15 protein-coding genes are annotated in these 13895 nt (G+C 64.2%); 4 read left to right on the forward strand and 11 right to left on the reverse strand.

All coding sequences use genetic code 11. The annotated features are described in order from the left end of the window. From VFB18_RS09440 to VFB18_RS09465, 6 genes are all read right to left on the reverse strand, one after another. Nucleotides 1-217 (reverse strand): VOC family protein (locus tag VFB18_RS09440; protein ID WP_324974069.1); only part of this gene is annotated, 217 nt, incomplete at its 3' end. 74 nt (nt 218-291) lie between these two features. Then, on the reverse strand, nt 292-2373 hold the full coding sequence (gene glyS, locus VFB18_RS09445; RefSeq protein ID WP_324974073.1) for a glycine--tRNA ligase subunit beta: 2082 nt from the start codon (nt 2371-2373) through the stop codon (nt 292-294). A 2-nt stretch (nt 2374-2375) separates the two neighbouring features. Next, a complete protein-coding gene (locus tag VFB18_RS09450) occupies nt 2376-2861 on the reverse strand; it encodes a hypothetical protein (RefSeq protein ID WP_324974075.1) in 486 nt (161 codons plus the stop codon). Then, nucleotides 2854-3801 carry a glycine--tRNA ligase subunit alpha gene (locus VFB18_RS09455; RefSeq protein ID WP_324974078.1) on the reverse strand — a complete coding sequence of 316 codons (948 nt, stop codon included), beginning with the start codon at nt 3799-3801 and terminating at the stop codon, nt 2854-2856. The genes VFB18_RS09450 and VFB18_RS09455 overlap by 8 nt, the downstream gene beginning before the upstream one ends. Nucleotides 3802-3945: 144 nt before the next feature. Continuing rightward, nucleotides 3946-4152, reverse strand: coding sequence for a hypothetical protein (locus VFB18_RS09460; RefSeq protein WP_324974080.1), 207 nt, complete (start codon nt 4150-4152; stop codon nt 3946-3948). Nucleotides 4153-4155: 3 nt separating this feature from the next. Further along, complete coding sequence (locus tag VFB18_RS09465; RefSeq protein ID WP_324974082.1) at nt 4156-5055, reverse strand: S49 family peptidase; 900 nt, start codon at nt 5053-5055, stop codon at nt 4156-4158. 227 nt (nt 5056-5282) lie between these two features. On the opposite strand from VFB18_RS09465, the gene VFB18_RS09470 reads away from it, so the two are divergent. Both VFB18_RS09470 and VFB18_RS09475 read left to right on the forward strand, forming a co-directional pair. Then, nucleotides 5283-5534, forward strand: a complete 252-nt coding sequence (locus VFB18_RS09470) for a hypothetical protein (RefSeq protein WP_324974083.1) — start codon at nt 5283-5285, stop codon at nt 5532-5534. A 187-nt stretch (nt 5535-5721) separates the two neighbouring features. Continuing rightward, nucleotides 5722-5958 carry a hypothetical protein gene (locus VFB18_RS09475; RefSeq protein WP_324974085.1) on the forward strand — a complete coding sequence of 79 codons (237 nt, stop codon included), beginning with the start codon at nt 5722-5724 and terminating at the stop codon, nt 5956-5958. 84 nt (nt 5959-6042) lie between these two features. Here the strand turns inward: VFB18_RS09475 and VFB18_RS09480 are convergent, their stop codons facing one another. Both VFB18_RS09480 and VFB18_RS09485 read right to left on the reverse strand, forming a co-directional pair. Beyond that, on the reverse strand, nt 6043-6873 hold the full coding sequence (locus VFB18_RS09480; RefSeq protein ID WP_324974088.1) for a tRNA1(Val) (adenine(37)-N6)-methyltransferase: 831 nt from the start codon (nt 6871-6873) through the stop codon (nt 6043-6045). Beyond that, entirely contained in the window at nt 6848-7078 is a 231-nt protein-coding gene (locus VFB18_RS09485) for a DUF2007 domain-containing protein (RefSeq protein ID WP_324974090.1), read from the reverse strand. The genes VFB18_RS09480 and VFB18_RS09485 overlap by 26 nt, the downstream gene beginning before the upstream one ends. 118 nt (nt 7079-7196) lie before the next feature. On the opposite strand from VFB18_RS09485, the gene VFB18_RS09490 reads away from it, so the two are divergent. Then, nucleotides 7197-8210, forward strand: a complete 1014-nt coding sequence (locus VFB18_RS09490) for a polyprenyl synthetase family protein (RefSeq protein ID WP_324974092.1) — start codon at nt 7197-7199, stop codon at nt 8208-8210. Here VFB18_RS09490 and VFB18_RS09495 read toward each other — a convergent pair. The 3 genes from VFB18_RS09495 to VFB18_RS09505 form a co-directional block, all read right to left on the reverse strand. Further along, a complete protein-coding gene (locus tag VFB18_RS09495) occupies nt 8207-9073 on the reverse strand; it encodes a 4-(cytidine 5'-diphospho)-2-C-methyl-D-erythritol kinase (protein WP_324974095.1) in 867 nt (288 codons plus the stop codon). The two genes, VFB18_RS09490 and VFB18_RS09495, sit on opposite strands and share 4 nt — an antisense overlap. Nucleotides 9074-9104: 31 nt before the next feature. Further along, nucleotides 9105-10868: a tetratricopeptide repeat protein gene (locus VFB18_RS09500; RefSeq protein WP_324974096.1), complete on the reverse strand. Its 1764-nt coding sequence runs from the start codon at nt 10866-10868 to the stop codon at nt 9105-9107. 213 nt (nt 10869-11081) lie between these two features. Then, nucleotides 11082-12716, reverse strand: a complete 1635-nt coding sequence (locus tag VFB18_RS09505) for an electron transfer flavoprotein-ubiquinone oxidoreductase (RefSeq protein WP_324974147.1) — start codon at nt 12714-12716, stop codon at nt 11082-11084. 151 nt (nt 12717-12867) lie between these two features. Between VFB18_RS09505 and VFB18_RS09510 the strand changes: the two genes are divergently transcribed. Beyond that, nucleotides 12868-13647 carry a uracil-DNA glycosylase gene (locus VFB18_RS09510; protein WP_324974098.1) on the forward strand — a complete coding sequence of 260 codons (780 nt, stop codon included), beginning with the start codon at nt 12868-12870 and terminating at the stop codon, nt 13645-13647. Nucleotides 13648-13895 lie beyond the last annotated feature (248 nt).

Genomic DNA, 13895 nt, shown 5'->3' on the forward strand with positions numbered 1-13895 from the left:
CGATGCCGCCGTTTCCGGTCCAGAGCGCTTCGGCATTGGCATCCTCAATTTGCTCCTTTCTACCCCATAGCGCGAGAACGACACCGCCCGCGCGCATGAAGGTTACGTCGTCCTGGCTCGCACGCTTGGAGGTCACGAAGCCGAGGCTCTCGTAGAAGCGCGTGGCGCGGGCGATATCGGCGACGGTCAAGGTGATGAGACTGATGCTTGCCGGCATGTGTCCTCTCCGAAAGTGGCCCTAACCCTGACGAGGGCCGAAGACCGTGTCGAAGGGTGACGCGCAATTTAAGCCTAGCCTTCGATCTTGGAGACGTCGGCGACGGCGAGCGTGGTCGCGCGGATGCGGTTCAAGAGGCGCAGGCGGTTCGCCCGAAGATCGGGCTCGGGCGCATTCACGGTGACGTGGTCGAAGAAGGCATCGACCGGGGTCCTAAGTTTCGCCATCGCGGCCATGGCGCCCTCGAAATCCTCGCGCGCAACCGCTGCGGCTGCCGCCGTCTCAACCTCGTCGACGGCCTTGGCGAGGGCCTTTTCTTCGGGCCGTTTGAACAGCTTGGCATCCGGCGCTTCGTCATAGACGCGAGCGTCCTTCTTCTCCTCGATGCGGAGGATGTTGATGGCGCGCTTGGTCCCGATGAGGAGATGTTCGCCGTCTTCGGTGTCGAGGAATCTTCCGAGCGCCTCGACGCGGCGCACGATCATCAAGAGATCATCGCCGCCGAGGGCGAACACGGCATCGACGAGATCGTGCCGCGCGCCCCGGTCCCTGAGGTACACCTTGAGCCTGTCGGCGAAAAAATCGAGCAGGTCGACGTTCGTCTGCTCGACCTGGCGATGAGCCCATTTCACGTTATTTCTTTTCTTGACGGTCTTATCGACCTGAAACTCGAGCGCATCCATGAGATGCAGCCTAAGGCCGTTCTCGAGGATGATGCGGATGACGCCGAGAGCGGCGCGGCGGAGCGCGTAAGGGTCCTTCGAGCCGGTCGGCTTCTCGTCGATCGCCCAGAAGCCGACCAGCGTGTCGAGCTTGTCGGCAAGCGCCACGGCGATCGCCACGGGCTCGCGCGGCACGTCGTCGGACGGCCCGACCGGCTTGTAATGAGCGGCGATGGCGTCGGCGACCACAGGGTTCTCCTCCTGCTCGAGCGCGTAATAGCGGCCCATGACCCCTTGCAGCTCGGGGAACTCGCCGACCATGTCGCTCACGAGATCGGCCTTGGCGAGGATCGCCGCGCGCTCGGCGAGATCGGGGTCGGCGCCGACAAGAGGGGCGATTTCGCGCGCGAGCTTATAGACGCGCTGCACGCGCTCATATTGGGTGCCGAGCTTCTCGTGGAACACGATCTCCTTCAGCTTCGGCACGCGGTCGGGCAACAGCACCTTGCGGTCGTGGTCGAAGAAGAACTTGGCGTCGGCAAGGCGCGCGGCGATCACCCGCTCGTTGCCGGCGATGATTGCGTGGCCCTTATCCTCGGCTTTGAGATTGGCCACCAATACGAAGCGGTTGGCGAGGTTTTCTCCGTTGCGGATGGAGAAGCACTTTTGATGCGCCTTCATCGCCGTGGAGAGAACCTCGGGCGGCACGGCGAGGAAGGACTCATCGAAGCTGCCCATCAGCGCGACCGGCCACTCGGTAAGCCCGGCGTTCTCCGCGAGCAGGCCCTCGTCCTCGACGAGAGCAAGGCCGTGGCGGGCGGCTTGCGAGCGTGCTTCCTCGGCGATGATGCGGGCGCGCTCCTCGCCGTCGAGGATCACCTTGGCCTCGCGCAGCTTCTTCGCGTAATCGGCGAAGCTTTTCACACTAAAGGGCTCGGGCGCCATGAAGCGGTGACCGCGCGTCTCCTTGCCGCTCCTGATGCCGTCGATTTCGAAGTCGACCACCTTGCCGTCGAGGAGACAGAGAATGGAATGGAGCGGACGCACCCAGCGAAGCTTGCCCGACCCCCAGCGCATCGATTTCGGCCACGGGAAGCTTCGCACGATCTCGGGCACGATGGCGGCGATCACGTCTGAGGTCGCGCGGCCCGGCCTCTCGATAATGGCGACGTAATAGGCGCCCTTCTTGTCGTCCCGCTTCTCGGCCTTGTCGATCGAGGGAAGTCCCGCCGCCTTGAGGAAGCCCTTGATCGCGGCCTCGGGCGCATCGAGGCGCGGGCCTTTGCGCTCCTCCCTGATGTCGGGCGAGCGAGGCGGCAAACCTTCGACTACGGCGGTCAAGCGACGCGGCGTGGCGAATGTCCTGATCGAGGTGAATTCGAGTCCGGCGGCGGCGAGCCCGTTGCCGAGCAGGCGCGCGAGATCCTCCTTGGCGCGGCCTTGCATGCGCGCAGGAATCTCTTCGGAAAACAGCTCAAGCAGAAGCTCAGCCATGTCTAGCCAATGCGGTTATGGAAGCCGAGATCGTACTCGGTGATGAGGAAGACAAGCAGATTCGTTTCAAGGCGATAGGGGACGATGCTTAAGATGAGATCGGATTGTGCGCCCGCCGCTGGCAGGAGCGGAACGAGGACCTGAGCCGGCGGCGTCCTGAGAAAATCGTAGAAGCGCATGTAGGCGCCTTTGCCGTGCTCGAGATGGAAGGCGCCGACCGCCCAGGAGAACGGCAGCTTGCCCTCATCGGTGTAGTCGAGATAGAGCGCGAAGCCCGCAAGCTCGGCGGCAAATGGCGAGAGCGCGGCGCGCAAATCCTCATCGGCGACCTCCGCCACTGCCACGCTCGCATCGAGCTTGAGCATGAGCTGGAACCCATTGGGGTGCCAGCGCCACACCCGTCCGGTCCACGATCTCAGCTTGGGCTTGAGCGCAAGCGCGCGCGAGGCGTCAGGCGCGGTGCGCTCGTCGCGATAGACCTCAAGCATTGGCGTTGCCGCCTGCCTCGGTCTTGAGCCATGCCGCGCAACAGGCCTTGGCGAGCTCGCGCACGCGCAGGATATAGGCCTGCCGCTCCGTGACCGAAATCACGCCGCGCGCATCGAGGAGATTGAAGATGTGCGAGGCCTTGATCGCCTGATCGTAGGCCGGCAGCACCATGAGATGGCGCTTACCCTTGTCGCCCTTGGCGAGAAGCGCCCGGCACTCGGCCTCGGCGTCGCGGAAATGTTCGAGCAGCTTTGAGGTGTCGGCGAACTCGAAATTGTAGCGCGAATATTCCTGCTCGGACTGAAGGAAGACGTCGCCGTAGGTGACCTTGTCCTTGCCTTCGCCGCCGTTGAAATTGAGATCGAACACGTTGTCGACGCCTTGCACGTACATGGCGAGCCGCTCGAGCCCGTAAGTGAGCTCGCCCGAGACGGGATCGCAATCGAAGCCGCCCACCTGCTGGAAATAGGTGAACTGCGACACCTCCATCCCATCGCACCACACCTCCCAGCCGAGGCCCCAGGCGCCCAGCGTCGGGCTTTCCCAGTCGTCCTCGACGAAGCGGATGTCGTGATTCTTGGGGTCGATGCCGATGGCGTAGAGGCTTTGAAGATAGAGGTCCTGGATGTCGGGCGGTGACGGTTTCAGCACCACCTGGAACTGATAATAATGCTGGAGCCGGTTCGGGTTCTCGCCGTAACGGCCGTCCTTGGGCCTCCGCGACGGCTGCACATAGGCCGCGCGCCAGGGCTTCGGCCCGAGCGAGCGGAGCGTGGTCGCCGGGTGAAACGTCCCTGCCCCCATCTCCATGTCGTAAGGTTGGAGGATCACGCAACCCTGGTCGGCCCAGAAGCGCTCGAGCTTCAGGATCAGGTCCTGGAACGACGCGGTCTTAGCCGCACGGGACGGCTTGGCCACGTCTTTGCGCTGCTCGTTCATTCAACCTGCACCAATTCTTATCTTTGCCCGGCTTGACCCGCCTTTGGCGGCGAAGCCTGGGTAACGGGATAAGCCCTCCAAGCACAATCGACCTTGGTGATTACTGGATTCCCGCTTGCGCGGGAATGACGATTCGTGGGGCCGTCAGCGCGGCGACCGGGCCGTTTGCTTCGGCCGGTAAACGCCAGTCTTGGGGTCGCGTTCGAGCGGAATGGTTGCCGTCTCGCGCCGCGCCAGCGCCTCCTCAGCCGCCCTGAGCTCGGCCGCGACACGGCGCTGCGCGTAAACATACCAGCGCCGCGCCAGCATCAATCCGGCGCCCGCTGCGACGAGGAAGAGGAGCTGCGGCATGGCTTACAGTCCGAAGCGCGACCAAAGCGCGCGTGCTTCGATCGCCGAAATGAGGTCGGCGGCGAACCCGTGCGAGAGCAGGCCGAAATCGAGCGCGCCGGCGTCGGCGAATATACTGCGTTTGCGGCGAAGCCACGAGGTCGAGGGCATGACGAGCTTGAGCCGCACATCGTCGCCGAACAGCGCGCGCATCTTGCTGCGCACGTCGGAAAGGCCATCAATCAAGCCGAGCTCGAGCGCGCGTTTGCCCGACCAGAATTCCCCGGTGAAGAGATCGTCGCCCGCCTTTTCGATCTTGGCTCCGCGGCGCTCCTTCACGAGATCGATAAAGGCCGAGTGCACGTCACGCTGCAGCGACTTGATGCGCTCGACATCCTCGGGCTTCTCGGGAAGGAAAGGATCGAGGGTGTCCTTGCTTTTGCCAGCGGTGTAGACGCGGCGCTGAACCCCGATCTTGGCGATCAGCTCGTTCAGGCCGAAGGTCGCGGTGATGACGCCGATCGAGCCAATGATCGAGCTCGGATCGGCATAGATCTCGTCGCCGGCAAGCGCGAGCAGATAGCCGCCAGATGCCGCGACGTCCTCGGCGAACACATAGACCTTGAGCCCCTTCTCGGCGGCGAGCGCCCTGATGCGCTTGTAGATCAGCATCGACTGCACCGCCGAGCCGCCCGGCGAATTGATCTGGATGGCGACGGCCTTGGCCCCGCGCATGGAGAAAGCCTTGTCGATGGCGGCGGCGCTGGTGGAGAGGGAAAGGCCGGGCCTGAGAGGGGTCGCCATGCCGATCGGCCCGCTGAAGCGGAGCACCGGCACTACGGGGCCGCGATTTACCAAGAAGGCCGGAAGGTAACTCAGCCAGTCCGCCCGCTCGGAACGCGCCTTGTCTGGGAGATCGTTCATCGCGCGCCTAAAGTATAGAGCAGGAGGGCCAAATCAAGGAGCGATCCCGATTCGGGCACAGCGGAGGCCAGAAAGGGGCAGGCTTAAGCCATTGCTTAACGCAAGTCGGCGAGGCGCCATGGGGCCGTCCGAATTCCCTGCTATAGTCGATCTTGAAGGTGGGACTCCCCACCTATGCGGCGCATTTCCGGCGGACAGGCGCCGCTCCCGTCTCTGAGGAGGATTTAATGAGCAAGCTTGCGACGTTTGTCGTGGCAGCGGCAGCCCTTGTGCTCGCCTTTGTCACACTTTCCCCAAGCTCGGCGGAAGCCGGTTGGCGCCGCTGGGGCTATTGGGGCGGCCCGGGTGTCAGCGTCTATGTCGGGCCGCGCTGGGGTTGGTACGCTCCCCGCCGCTACTATTATCGGCCCTACGCCTATTATTACCCCTACGCCTACTATCCTTATTGGCGCGGCCGGTACTGGCGCGGCTGGTATTAGGCACGCGCGCCTCCGGGCGCTTTCGAACTTGGCAAGGGCCGCTCCCGAAAGGGAGTGGCCCTTGTCGTTTCAGGGCTTGCCGCGATGAACGGCCGATGAACGCCGCCCTCAGACTGGGTTCAGGGGCTCCGGACTAAAACCGCACCATGTCCGGCATCATCGAGCCGGAAGATCGGAGAAAGAACCCATGTTGAAAAAGACGCTCATCGCTGCGGCGACGCTTTCCATCCTGGCACTCGGCGCGGCTTCGCCCGCCAGCGCTCATGACCGGGACTGGGACGGTGGCAGGAACTGGAAGAAGTACAGCCACTACGACGACGACTACCGCTACTTCAGGAAGCCGCACCACAACGAGTACGGCTACTGGAAATACCGGCCTTATCCCTGGTGGCTCCAGTTCTACTACCAGCCCCGCTGGTACTAGCGACGGAACGTCGAGGCCTGCGTGCAGCGGGCCTCGCGAGCCCGAGGTCTCTCCTCACCGCTCGGGCTAACGAGGGCTGCCGCCTTACCCCCCCAGGCGGCGGCCCTTTCTTTCGTCTGAGTTCAAGCTGAGCGGCGCCCCTCCTCTCAGCACCGCCTCGGCCTCCTCGGTATAGCTTCCGTCTGAGGCATGGAGCCGGAGGCCGGGGAGAAGCCGGATTTCGGCTCGGCTCCCTTTCCGTCCCTGCACGATGATGCGGGTCGCGGGCTCGCCCGGCTTGGCGAAGAGCGGGAAGACGGTCACCTCGCCGAACCGGCCTTCCAGCAGACCGAGCAGCTCCCTGAGCGCCTCGGGGCGGTGGATCAGCGTGAGCCTTCCCTTGGGCGCCGCGTAACGCGCGGCGGCGTGCACCCAGGCGCCGAGCGCGTCTTGGCCCATGACATGGGCTCTGGCACGGGCTTCGTCCGGAGCCGCCCTCACTTTCCCCGCTGCGTAGAAGGGCGGATTGGCGATGATATGGTCGTAGCCTTCGCGTAACAGACCCGCTTCGCGCTGCGATTTTGCGCTGCCGGCAATGTCGGCGTTGACCACCCTGTAACGCGCCGACATGCCGTTCCGCTCGGCATTCGCAGCCGCCAAAGCGCACAGCGCCTCGTCGATCTCGACGGCGGTCACTTCGAGACGCGGCACGCGGGCCAAAAGGCAAAGCCCCGCCACGCCGACGCCTGAGCCAACATCGAGCACGTGCTCGCCTGCTTTTGCCGGGACCGCCGCTGCCAGGAATACGGCATCGCTCCCAGCCCTGTGACCCGTGCGTGGCTGGACGATCTCGATGCGGCCGCCGAGAAAAGCATCGGCGCTCGTGGCGCTTCTTCGCGCCGCGCTCCGCTCAGCTCTTGTCTTCTGTGATGACATGGCCGATGCCGGCCTCGGTGAGAATCTTCCGCGCCTCGCCAATCTTGCCGCTCTCGACCAGGATGCGCCGGGGAAGAATGCCGATCGATCCCTCGAGCACGCTCATGTTGGCGTCGGCGACGATGAAACCGATCGCGTCCTCCTCCAGGAGCGAGCTGACATAGGACAGAAGCACCGCGTCGTTCGAGCGCAACAATTCCTTCATTGCCAATACGAGCCTCTGCCAATACATCCTGAGAGCCGCAATGCCTTGACCCTAAACGATCCGCCGCCGACAATATCGGCGAGATCAATTCCCTTAAAGCGCGTGAGGAGAGTTTTCCTTGGGAGTTGTCGTTAAGCTTCCCGGCCGCGACGCCAAAGCGAGCCTCGCGCCCCTCGCCGCGCTTGTCGAGGAGGACATGGGCCATGTCAATCGCATCATCCTCGACCGGGCTAGATCAAACGTCGAATTGATCCCCGAGCTTGCCCGCCACCTGATCGATTCCGGGGGCAAGCGCCTGCGCCCCATGCTCACCATCGCCGCCGCCAAGCTCTGCTCCTACAAGGGCGACGGCCATGTGCCGCTGGCCGCCGCTGTCGAGTTCATGCACACGGCGACCCTGCTTCACGACGACGTGGTCGACGAGAGCAGCCTGCGCCGCGGCAAGACCGCAGCGCGGCTGCTATGGGGCAATGAGGCGAGCGTGCTGGTCGGCGACTTCCTGCTCGGACAGGCCTTCAAGATGATGGTGGACGTGGGCTCGCTCGGCGCCTTACGCATCCTGTCGGACGCGGCCGCGATTATCGCCGAAGGCGAGGTGATGCAGCTTGTCACCGCCAAGAACACTGAAACCACCGAGGACGACTACCTTGCGGTGATCGACGCCAAAACCGCGGCGCTGTTCGCTGCCGCAGCCGAAATCGGCGGCGTGATCGCGCTCAGGCCGAAATCGGAGACCGCGGCGCTCCGCTCCTATGGACGCAATCTCGGGCTCGCCTTTCAGCTGGTCGACGATGCTCTCGATTATTCCGGCGAGCCGTCGATGCTCGGCAAGAGCGTCGGCGACGATTTCCGTGAGGGCAAAATCACGCTTCCCGTGGTGCTGTGCTATCGCCGCGGCAACGCCGCGGAGCGCCGCTTCTGGCAGAGGACGCTGCAGGACGGCAAGATCGGCGACAACGATCTCGCCGAAGCGATGGCGTTGATGAAGCGCCACAATGCGTTGGTCGATACCATGGAGCGCGCGCGTCATTACGGCGCGATCGCCCGCGATGCGCTCGCCATCTTCACCGATTGCGAGGCCAAGGCGGCGCTGCTCGAAGCGATCGAGTTCTGCGTCGATCGCCCGTTCTAGCCGAGCCTGCTCGGCCTGATCCACCAGGAGGAGTGGCTGTTCGAGAGCGCCTCTGCTCCGCGCGCGGCCTCGTCATAGGTTGCGAACAGGGCAAAGCAGGTGGGCCCGCTCCCCGACAGTCTCGCCACCCGGACGCCGTGGAGACCGCTCAAAGCGGCAAGCACCTCTCTGATTTGGGGGAGAAGCTCGGCGGCGGCCCTCTCGAGGTCGTTGCCGCGCGGTTCAAGATAGGCGACGAGTGCTTCGAAATCGCCGCCAAACCCCATGGGCTCGACTGCGTCCGGCGGGGCGGCGAGGCCCGCAGCCCGGAGCGCGGCATAGACCGGACCGGTCGCGAGCGGCAGGCGCGGGTTAGCGAGCACCGCAGCGCATCCGGGAAAGCCGCGCACCACTGTCACCTTTTCGCCGCGTCCGGTCATGAGCGCCGGTCTGCTTTCAAGGCAGACTTTCACGTCCGAGCCGAGCGCAACGGCAATCGCGCTGCGATCGGTGCCGGTGAGAGCGCCATCATTGGCGCGGGCGATGAGGCGGAGGGCAGCGGCGGCGTCGGCCGAGCCGCCGCCCAATCCGGCTGCGACCGGGAGCTCCTTGCGAAGCCGGAAATGCCCAAACGTGAGGTCGGGCCTGAGCGCCTTGGCTGTGCGCGCCGCGGCAAGGACAAGATTTTCGCCACCGAGCATTTTGGCGAAGGGCCCATCGATGGAAAGGCCCAAGGAAGGCCCGGGATCGAGCTCCAGCACGTCGCCTGCTTCGGCGAAAGCGACGAGGCTTTCGAGCTCATGGTAGGAATCTTCGCGGCGGCCGAGCACCCGCAAAGTGAGATTGATTTTCGCCCGAGCGATGTCGCGCAGCGCCGCCACCATGCTCGGAAACCCTTTAGCTTTGCGCCGGCCGTCAGAGGCCCTTCTGGCCGGTCTGCGTCCGTTCCGCCGCAGCCTTGGTCTCGGGCGCGGGCAGTGGCAAGCCCGATTCGATCTTCTGCTTGAGGGTCACGATCTGATCGTCCTCGGGCTTCAGCGTAAGCGCCTGCTGCCACTGATACTTCGCCTCGAGCGTGCGCCCGACGCGCCAATAGGCATCGCCCAGGTGATCATTGATGATCGGATCGTCAGGCTTGAGTTCGACCGCGCGCTCCAGAGTCTCCACCGCCGCCTGCAAATTGCCGAGCCGGAAATAGGCCCAGCCAAGGCTGTCGACATAATAGCCGTCGTCGGGCTTCAGCTTCACCGCCTTGCGGATGTAGTCCATCGCTGTCTTCAAGTTGCGCCCCTGATCGACCCAGGAATAGCCGAGATAATTGAGCACGAGCGATTCATCCGGCGACAATTGCAGCGCCTGCTTGAAATCCGCCTCGGCGGCCGGCCAATCCTTGAGCCGCTCGTTCGACACGCCGCGCGAATAGAACAGCGTCCAGTTCTCGCGCGCCGGTTTGTCCAACAGCGCGATGGCGTGCGAATAGGAGTCGCGCGCCTCGCCGTAGCGCTCATGCGCGCGCAGGATGTTGCCGAGCGCGTCGTAGGGCCGGATATCCTTGGGCTCCTCGGAGATCAGCTGCTCGAGCAGGGTCTTGGCATCGTCGACCCGGTCGAGCGAATTGAGCGCAAACGCCTTCTGGATCTGGACGTTCAGCCACAGCGGGGAGTCCTTGCTGACCTTGTCGAAGGCATCGATCTCGAGATCGTATTTCTTGGCGCCCTCATAGGCCTCGGCGAGCGCGACGTAAGCCAGCGGGAAGTCGGGCTCAACGTAAAGGGCGAACTGCAGGAAGATGATGCCCATGTCGAGGCCGCCCTCGCCCGCGAGCGCGTCGCCGATGCCGTAGAACACCTCGGCGAGGCCGTCCGCCGGGTTGACGACGAGCAGAGACGGAACCTTGCCCGCATCAATGTCGGCGAGAAGTGCTTCCGACAGCGGGTGGGGTGAGGACTTGGCAATGTGCGTCTTGAGCGTCTGGCGGGCGAGCTTGCGGTTGTTCTCGTTGACCGCATGGCGCGCATAGGCGTCGGCTACCCTGAGCGTCGACGGATTCTTCTTGAAGGCCTGGGCAAACGCTTGGCCGGCAATGTCGTGCCGGCCGGCGACATCGGCGATCAGCGCGCGGTGGTAGCGCTGATAGAACTGGGCCCAGTCGGCGTCGCTCAGGCTGTCGAGCGTGGCGAAGGCCTCGTCGGTCTTGCCCGCCGCCTGCTCGACCCAAGCGCGCGCGAGCGTCGAGGTGAGATCGGCGATCGGTCCCTGCCGGGCCGCCGCGAAATGCTCCTCGGCTGCCTTGTAATCGCCGCGTTTGAACGCCTCGCAGCCGAGCAGGAACTGGGCGATGCGGTGCGACGGCTCGATCTTGACGAGATCCTGAGCGAGCGGGATGGCGCGATCCCAATGGGCGGCTGCCGCCTCGAGCAGGAAGGCTTGCTCGAGAATGATCTCATTGCCGGGGTCCTCGGCGAGCGCCCTGGAATAGAAGTCGGCGGCGGCGAGAGTGTCGTGGTCGCCACGGGCGAGCCGTCCGGACAGGTAATTGCCAAGCAGATTGCCGGGCTTCGCGGACGGGGAGTCTTGCGGCGCGACCTCCGAATATGCGGCGGGTGCCGCGAGGATCGCCACGATCAGCAAAGACTTCTGCGCCCATCCGCGCAGAGCCGCACCCTTGAATTTCGTCATATCTGTTCGGCGCTCAGGCCGCCCCGGAAACGGGTTTATGGGAAGTCCCCTAGCCAAAGGTTACGCGTTTTTGTTCCCGATCTGCAAACCAAAAGCGGCTCCACGCGCCCCTCGACGGGATCGATTGGCCTTTTCCTTGGGGCCCAATCGCGGCGCGTTTGTGGCCGCTCCCCCGCGACTCTTTCGGCAGGCGGGAGCACGACCTAGCCCGGCTCACATATTGACGTAATTCGGGCCGTCGCCGCCTTCCGGCGGGACCCAGGTGATGTTCTGCGCTGGATCCTTCACGTCGCACGTTTTGCAGTGGACGCAATTCTGGGCGTTGATCTGGAACCTCACCTTCGCGCCGTCCTCGACGACCTCGTAGACCTGTGCCGGACAATAGCGCTGGGCGGGCTCGGCGTAGTCCGGAAGGTTCTTTTCGATGGGGATCGATGGATCGGTCAGGCGAAGATGCACCGGCTGATCCTCCTCGTGATTCGTGCCCGAGAGGAACACCGAGGAGAGGATGTCGAAGGTGAGCTTGCCGTCCGGCTTCTCGTATTCGATGGGCCGAGCCTCCGACGCCTTGGCGAGGCCGGCATAGTCGGGTTTCTGGTGCTTCAACGTGTGCGGCAGGAAGGGGAGGATCGTGTTGAGCCACATATCGATGCCGCCCAGCATGACGCCGGCGATGGTGCCGAACCGCGACCAGAGCGGCTTCACGTTGCGCACCTTTCTCAGTTCCTTGGCCATGCCGGACGATTTCACGCGCGCGGGGTAAGCCTCGAGCACATCGCCCGACTGACCGGCTTCGATCGCGGCGAACGCGGCCTCCGCCGCCATGATCCCCGACAGTACGGCGTTGTGAGAGCCTTTGATGCGCGGCACGTTCATGAAACCCGCGGCGCAGCCGATCAGGGCGCCGCCGGGGAAAACAAGCTTGGGGATTGCCTGCCAGCCGCCTTCGGTGAGCGCGCGAGCGCCATAGGCGATCCGTTTGCCGCCTTCGAGATGCTGGCGGATCAAAGGATGCGTCTTGGCGCGCTGAAATTCCTTGAAGGGATTGAGATAGGGGTTGGCGTAGTCGAGATGGACGACGAAGCCGACCGACACCAGCCGCTCGCCGAAATGATAGAGGAAGGAGCCGCCGCCGGTCTTGTCGTCGAGCGGCCAGCCCATCGTGTGCTGCACGAGGCCGGGCCTATGCTTGTCGGCCGGGACCTCCCACAGCTCCTTCAACCCGATGCCGAATTTCTGCGGCCCCGACTCGGCATCGAGACCGAGCTTCCTTATGAGCTGCTTCGAAAGCGAGCCGCGGGCCCCCTCCGCGATAAGCGTATACTTGCCGCGAAGCGCAATGCCGGGCGTGTAGCTGTCTTTGTGGCTGCCGTCGCGGGCGACACCTTTGTCGCCGGTGATGACGCCCTCGACCGCGCCGCTCGCGCCGAAGATCGCCTCGGTCACGGCGATGCCGGGATAGATCTCGACGCCGGCCTTCTCGGCCTGCTCGCCGAGCCAGCGGCACAGGCTGCCGAGACTGCCGATATAGCAGCCGTGGTTGCTCATGAGCGGCGGCATAACGAAATTCGGAACGCGGAAGCCGCCAATCTTCCACAAATAGTAGAAGCGGTCCTCGGTGACCTCGGTCTTGAGCGGCGAGCCCTGCTCACGCCAATCGGGGATCAACGTGTCGAGACCGATCGGATCGATCACCGCGCCGGACAGGATGTGAGCGCCCACTTCCGAGCCCTTCTCCAGCACGACGACGGAGAGGTCCTTGCCCGCCTTAGCGGCGAGCTGCTTGAGTCTGATCGCTGCGGCGAGCCCCGCGGGACCAGCGCCCACGATCACCACGTCGAACTCCATGGTCTCGCGCTCAACACCCTCGCTCAAGGACTATGCTCCGTCGGATCGTTCTGGCCGAGTACCGGCTTTCGCCGGCGGGACGAGTCGGCGATATTGGGCGGCACTGTCATATTGGGCAACCACACATAGGAAATCGCGGCGGGCAAGGCAAATGGCGGGTTCGGATCCGATTTCGGCGCAAGCCCTGCTCGCCTGGTACGAGGCGATGGGGGTCGACGAGGCAATCGGGGACGTCCCCGTCGACCGCTTTGCCGCACCCGCCCGTGAAGCGCCGGTGCCACAGGCGAGGATCGCCAAGGCGGTGACGCGACCTTCGCCCGTGCAAGGCGTGCCGTCAGCTGGCTCGTTAGACCGGAGCAGCATTGCGGCGGCGACCTCGCTCGAAGCGCTCGAAGCCATGGTTGCGGCCTTCGACGGTTGCACGCTGAAGCGCACCGCCAAGACTCTCTGCTTCGCGCGCGGGAGCAGCGAGGCGCGCCTGATGTTGATCGGGGAGGCCCCCGGGCGCGACGAAGACCTGCAAGGCAGACCCTTCGTCGGCCGCGCGGGGCAGTTGCTCGACCGCATGCTCGCCGCGATCGGGCTCGACGAGGGCAGCGTCTATATTACCAATACCGTCTATTGGCGCCCGCCCGGCAACCGCACCCCGACGCCGGAGGAGATCGAGGCCTGCGCACCATTTCTGGCACGTCAAATCGAGCTGTTATCGCCCGATGTCCTGGTGCTGCTCGGGGGCGCCGCGGCCAAGAGCCTGCTCGGCGTGAGCGAGGGCATCATGCGGCTGAGGGGCAAATGGCTGAGTTATCTTTGCGGCGGCCGCGAGATCAGCACGCTTGCCACACTCCACCCCGCTTTTCTCCTTCGCAATCCAGAACACAAACGTCTCGCCTGGCTCGACTTGCTGATGATCAAGTCAGCCCTCGGGCTCTGATCAGAAATCGGAAGTCGGAAATCAGAAGTCAGACTATTGCGGGCCTGCCTGGTTTCTGGTTTCTGGCTTCCGACATCCGGTTTCCGACCCCGCTTTTCTCCTTCGCAATCCAGAACACAAACGTCTCGCCTGGCTCGACTTGCTGATGATCCAGTCAGCCCTCGGGCTCTGATCAGAAATCGGAAGTCGAAGTCAGACTATTGCGGGGCTACTTGGTTTCTGGTTTCTGGCTTCCGACATCCGGTTTC

This window comes from Methyloceanibacter sp. (assembly GCF_035650995.1).
GTDB lineage: Bacteria > Pseudomonadota > Alphaproteobacteria > Rhizobiales > Methyloligellaceae > Methyloceanibacter.

Excerpts from the sequence above, each read along its gene's own strand:
- VFB18_RS09510 (WP_324974098.1), top strand. The coding sequence starts at position 12,868 with ATGGCGGGTTCGGATCCGATTTCGGCGCAAGCCCTGCTCGCCTGGTAC.
- glyS (WP_324974073.1), bottom strand. The coding sequence starts at position 2,373 with ATGGCTGAGCTTCTGCTTGAGCTGTTTTCCGAAGAGATTCCTGCGCGC.
- VFB18_RS09460 (WP_324974080.1), bottom strand. The coding sequence starts at position 4,152 with ATGCCGCAGCTCCTCTTCCTCGTCGCAGCGGGCGCCGGATTGATGCTG.
- VFB18_RS09475 (WP_324974085.1), top strand. The coding sequence starts at position 5,722 with ATGTTGAAAAAGACGCTCATCGCTGCGGCGACGCTTTCCATCCTGGCA.
- VFB18_RS09500 (WP_324974096.1), bottom strand. The coding sequence starts at position 10,868 with ATGACGAAATTCAAGGGTGCGGCTCTGCGCGGATGGGCGCAGAAGTCT.
- VFB18_RS09465 (WP_324974082.1), bottom strand. The coding sequence starts at position 5,055 with ATGAACGATCTCCCAGACAAGGCGCGTTCCGAGCGGGCGGACTGGCTG.
- VFB18_RS09485 (WP_324974090.1), bottom strand. The coding sequence starts at position 7,078 with ATGAAGGAATTGTTGCGCTCGAACGACGCGGTGCTTCTGTCCTATGTC.
- VFB18_RS09505 (WP_324974147.1), bottom strand. The coding sequence starts at position 12,716 with ATGGAGTTCGACGTGGTGATCGTGGGCGCTGGTCCCGCGGGGCTCGCC.
- VFB18_RS09480 (WP_324974088.1), bottom strand. The coding sequence starts at position 6,873 with ATGTCATCACAGAAGACAAGAGCTGAGCGGAGCGCGGCGCGAAGAAGC.
- VFB18_RS09495 (WP_324974095.1), bottom strand. The coding sequence starts at position 9,073 with ATGGTGGCGGCGCTGCGCGACATCGCTCGGGCGAAAATCAATCTCACT.
- VFB18_RS09450 (WP_324974075.1), bottom strand. The coding sequence starts at position 2,861 with ATGCTTGAGGTCTATCGCGACGAGCGCACCGCGCCTGACGCCTCGCGC.
- VFB18_RS09470 (WP_324974083.1), top strand. The coding sequence starts at position 5,283 with ATGAGCAAGCTTGCGACGTTTGTCGTGGCAGCGGCAGCCCTTGTGCTC.
- VFB18_RS09455 (WP_324974078.1), bottom strand. The coding sequence starts at position 3,801 with ATGAACGAGCAGCGCAAAGACGTGGCCAAGCCGTCCCGTGCGGCTAAG.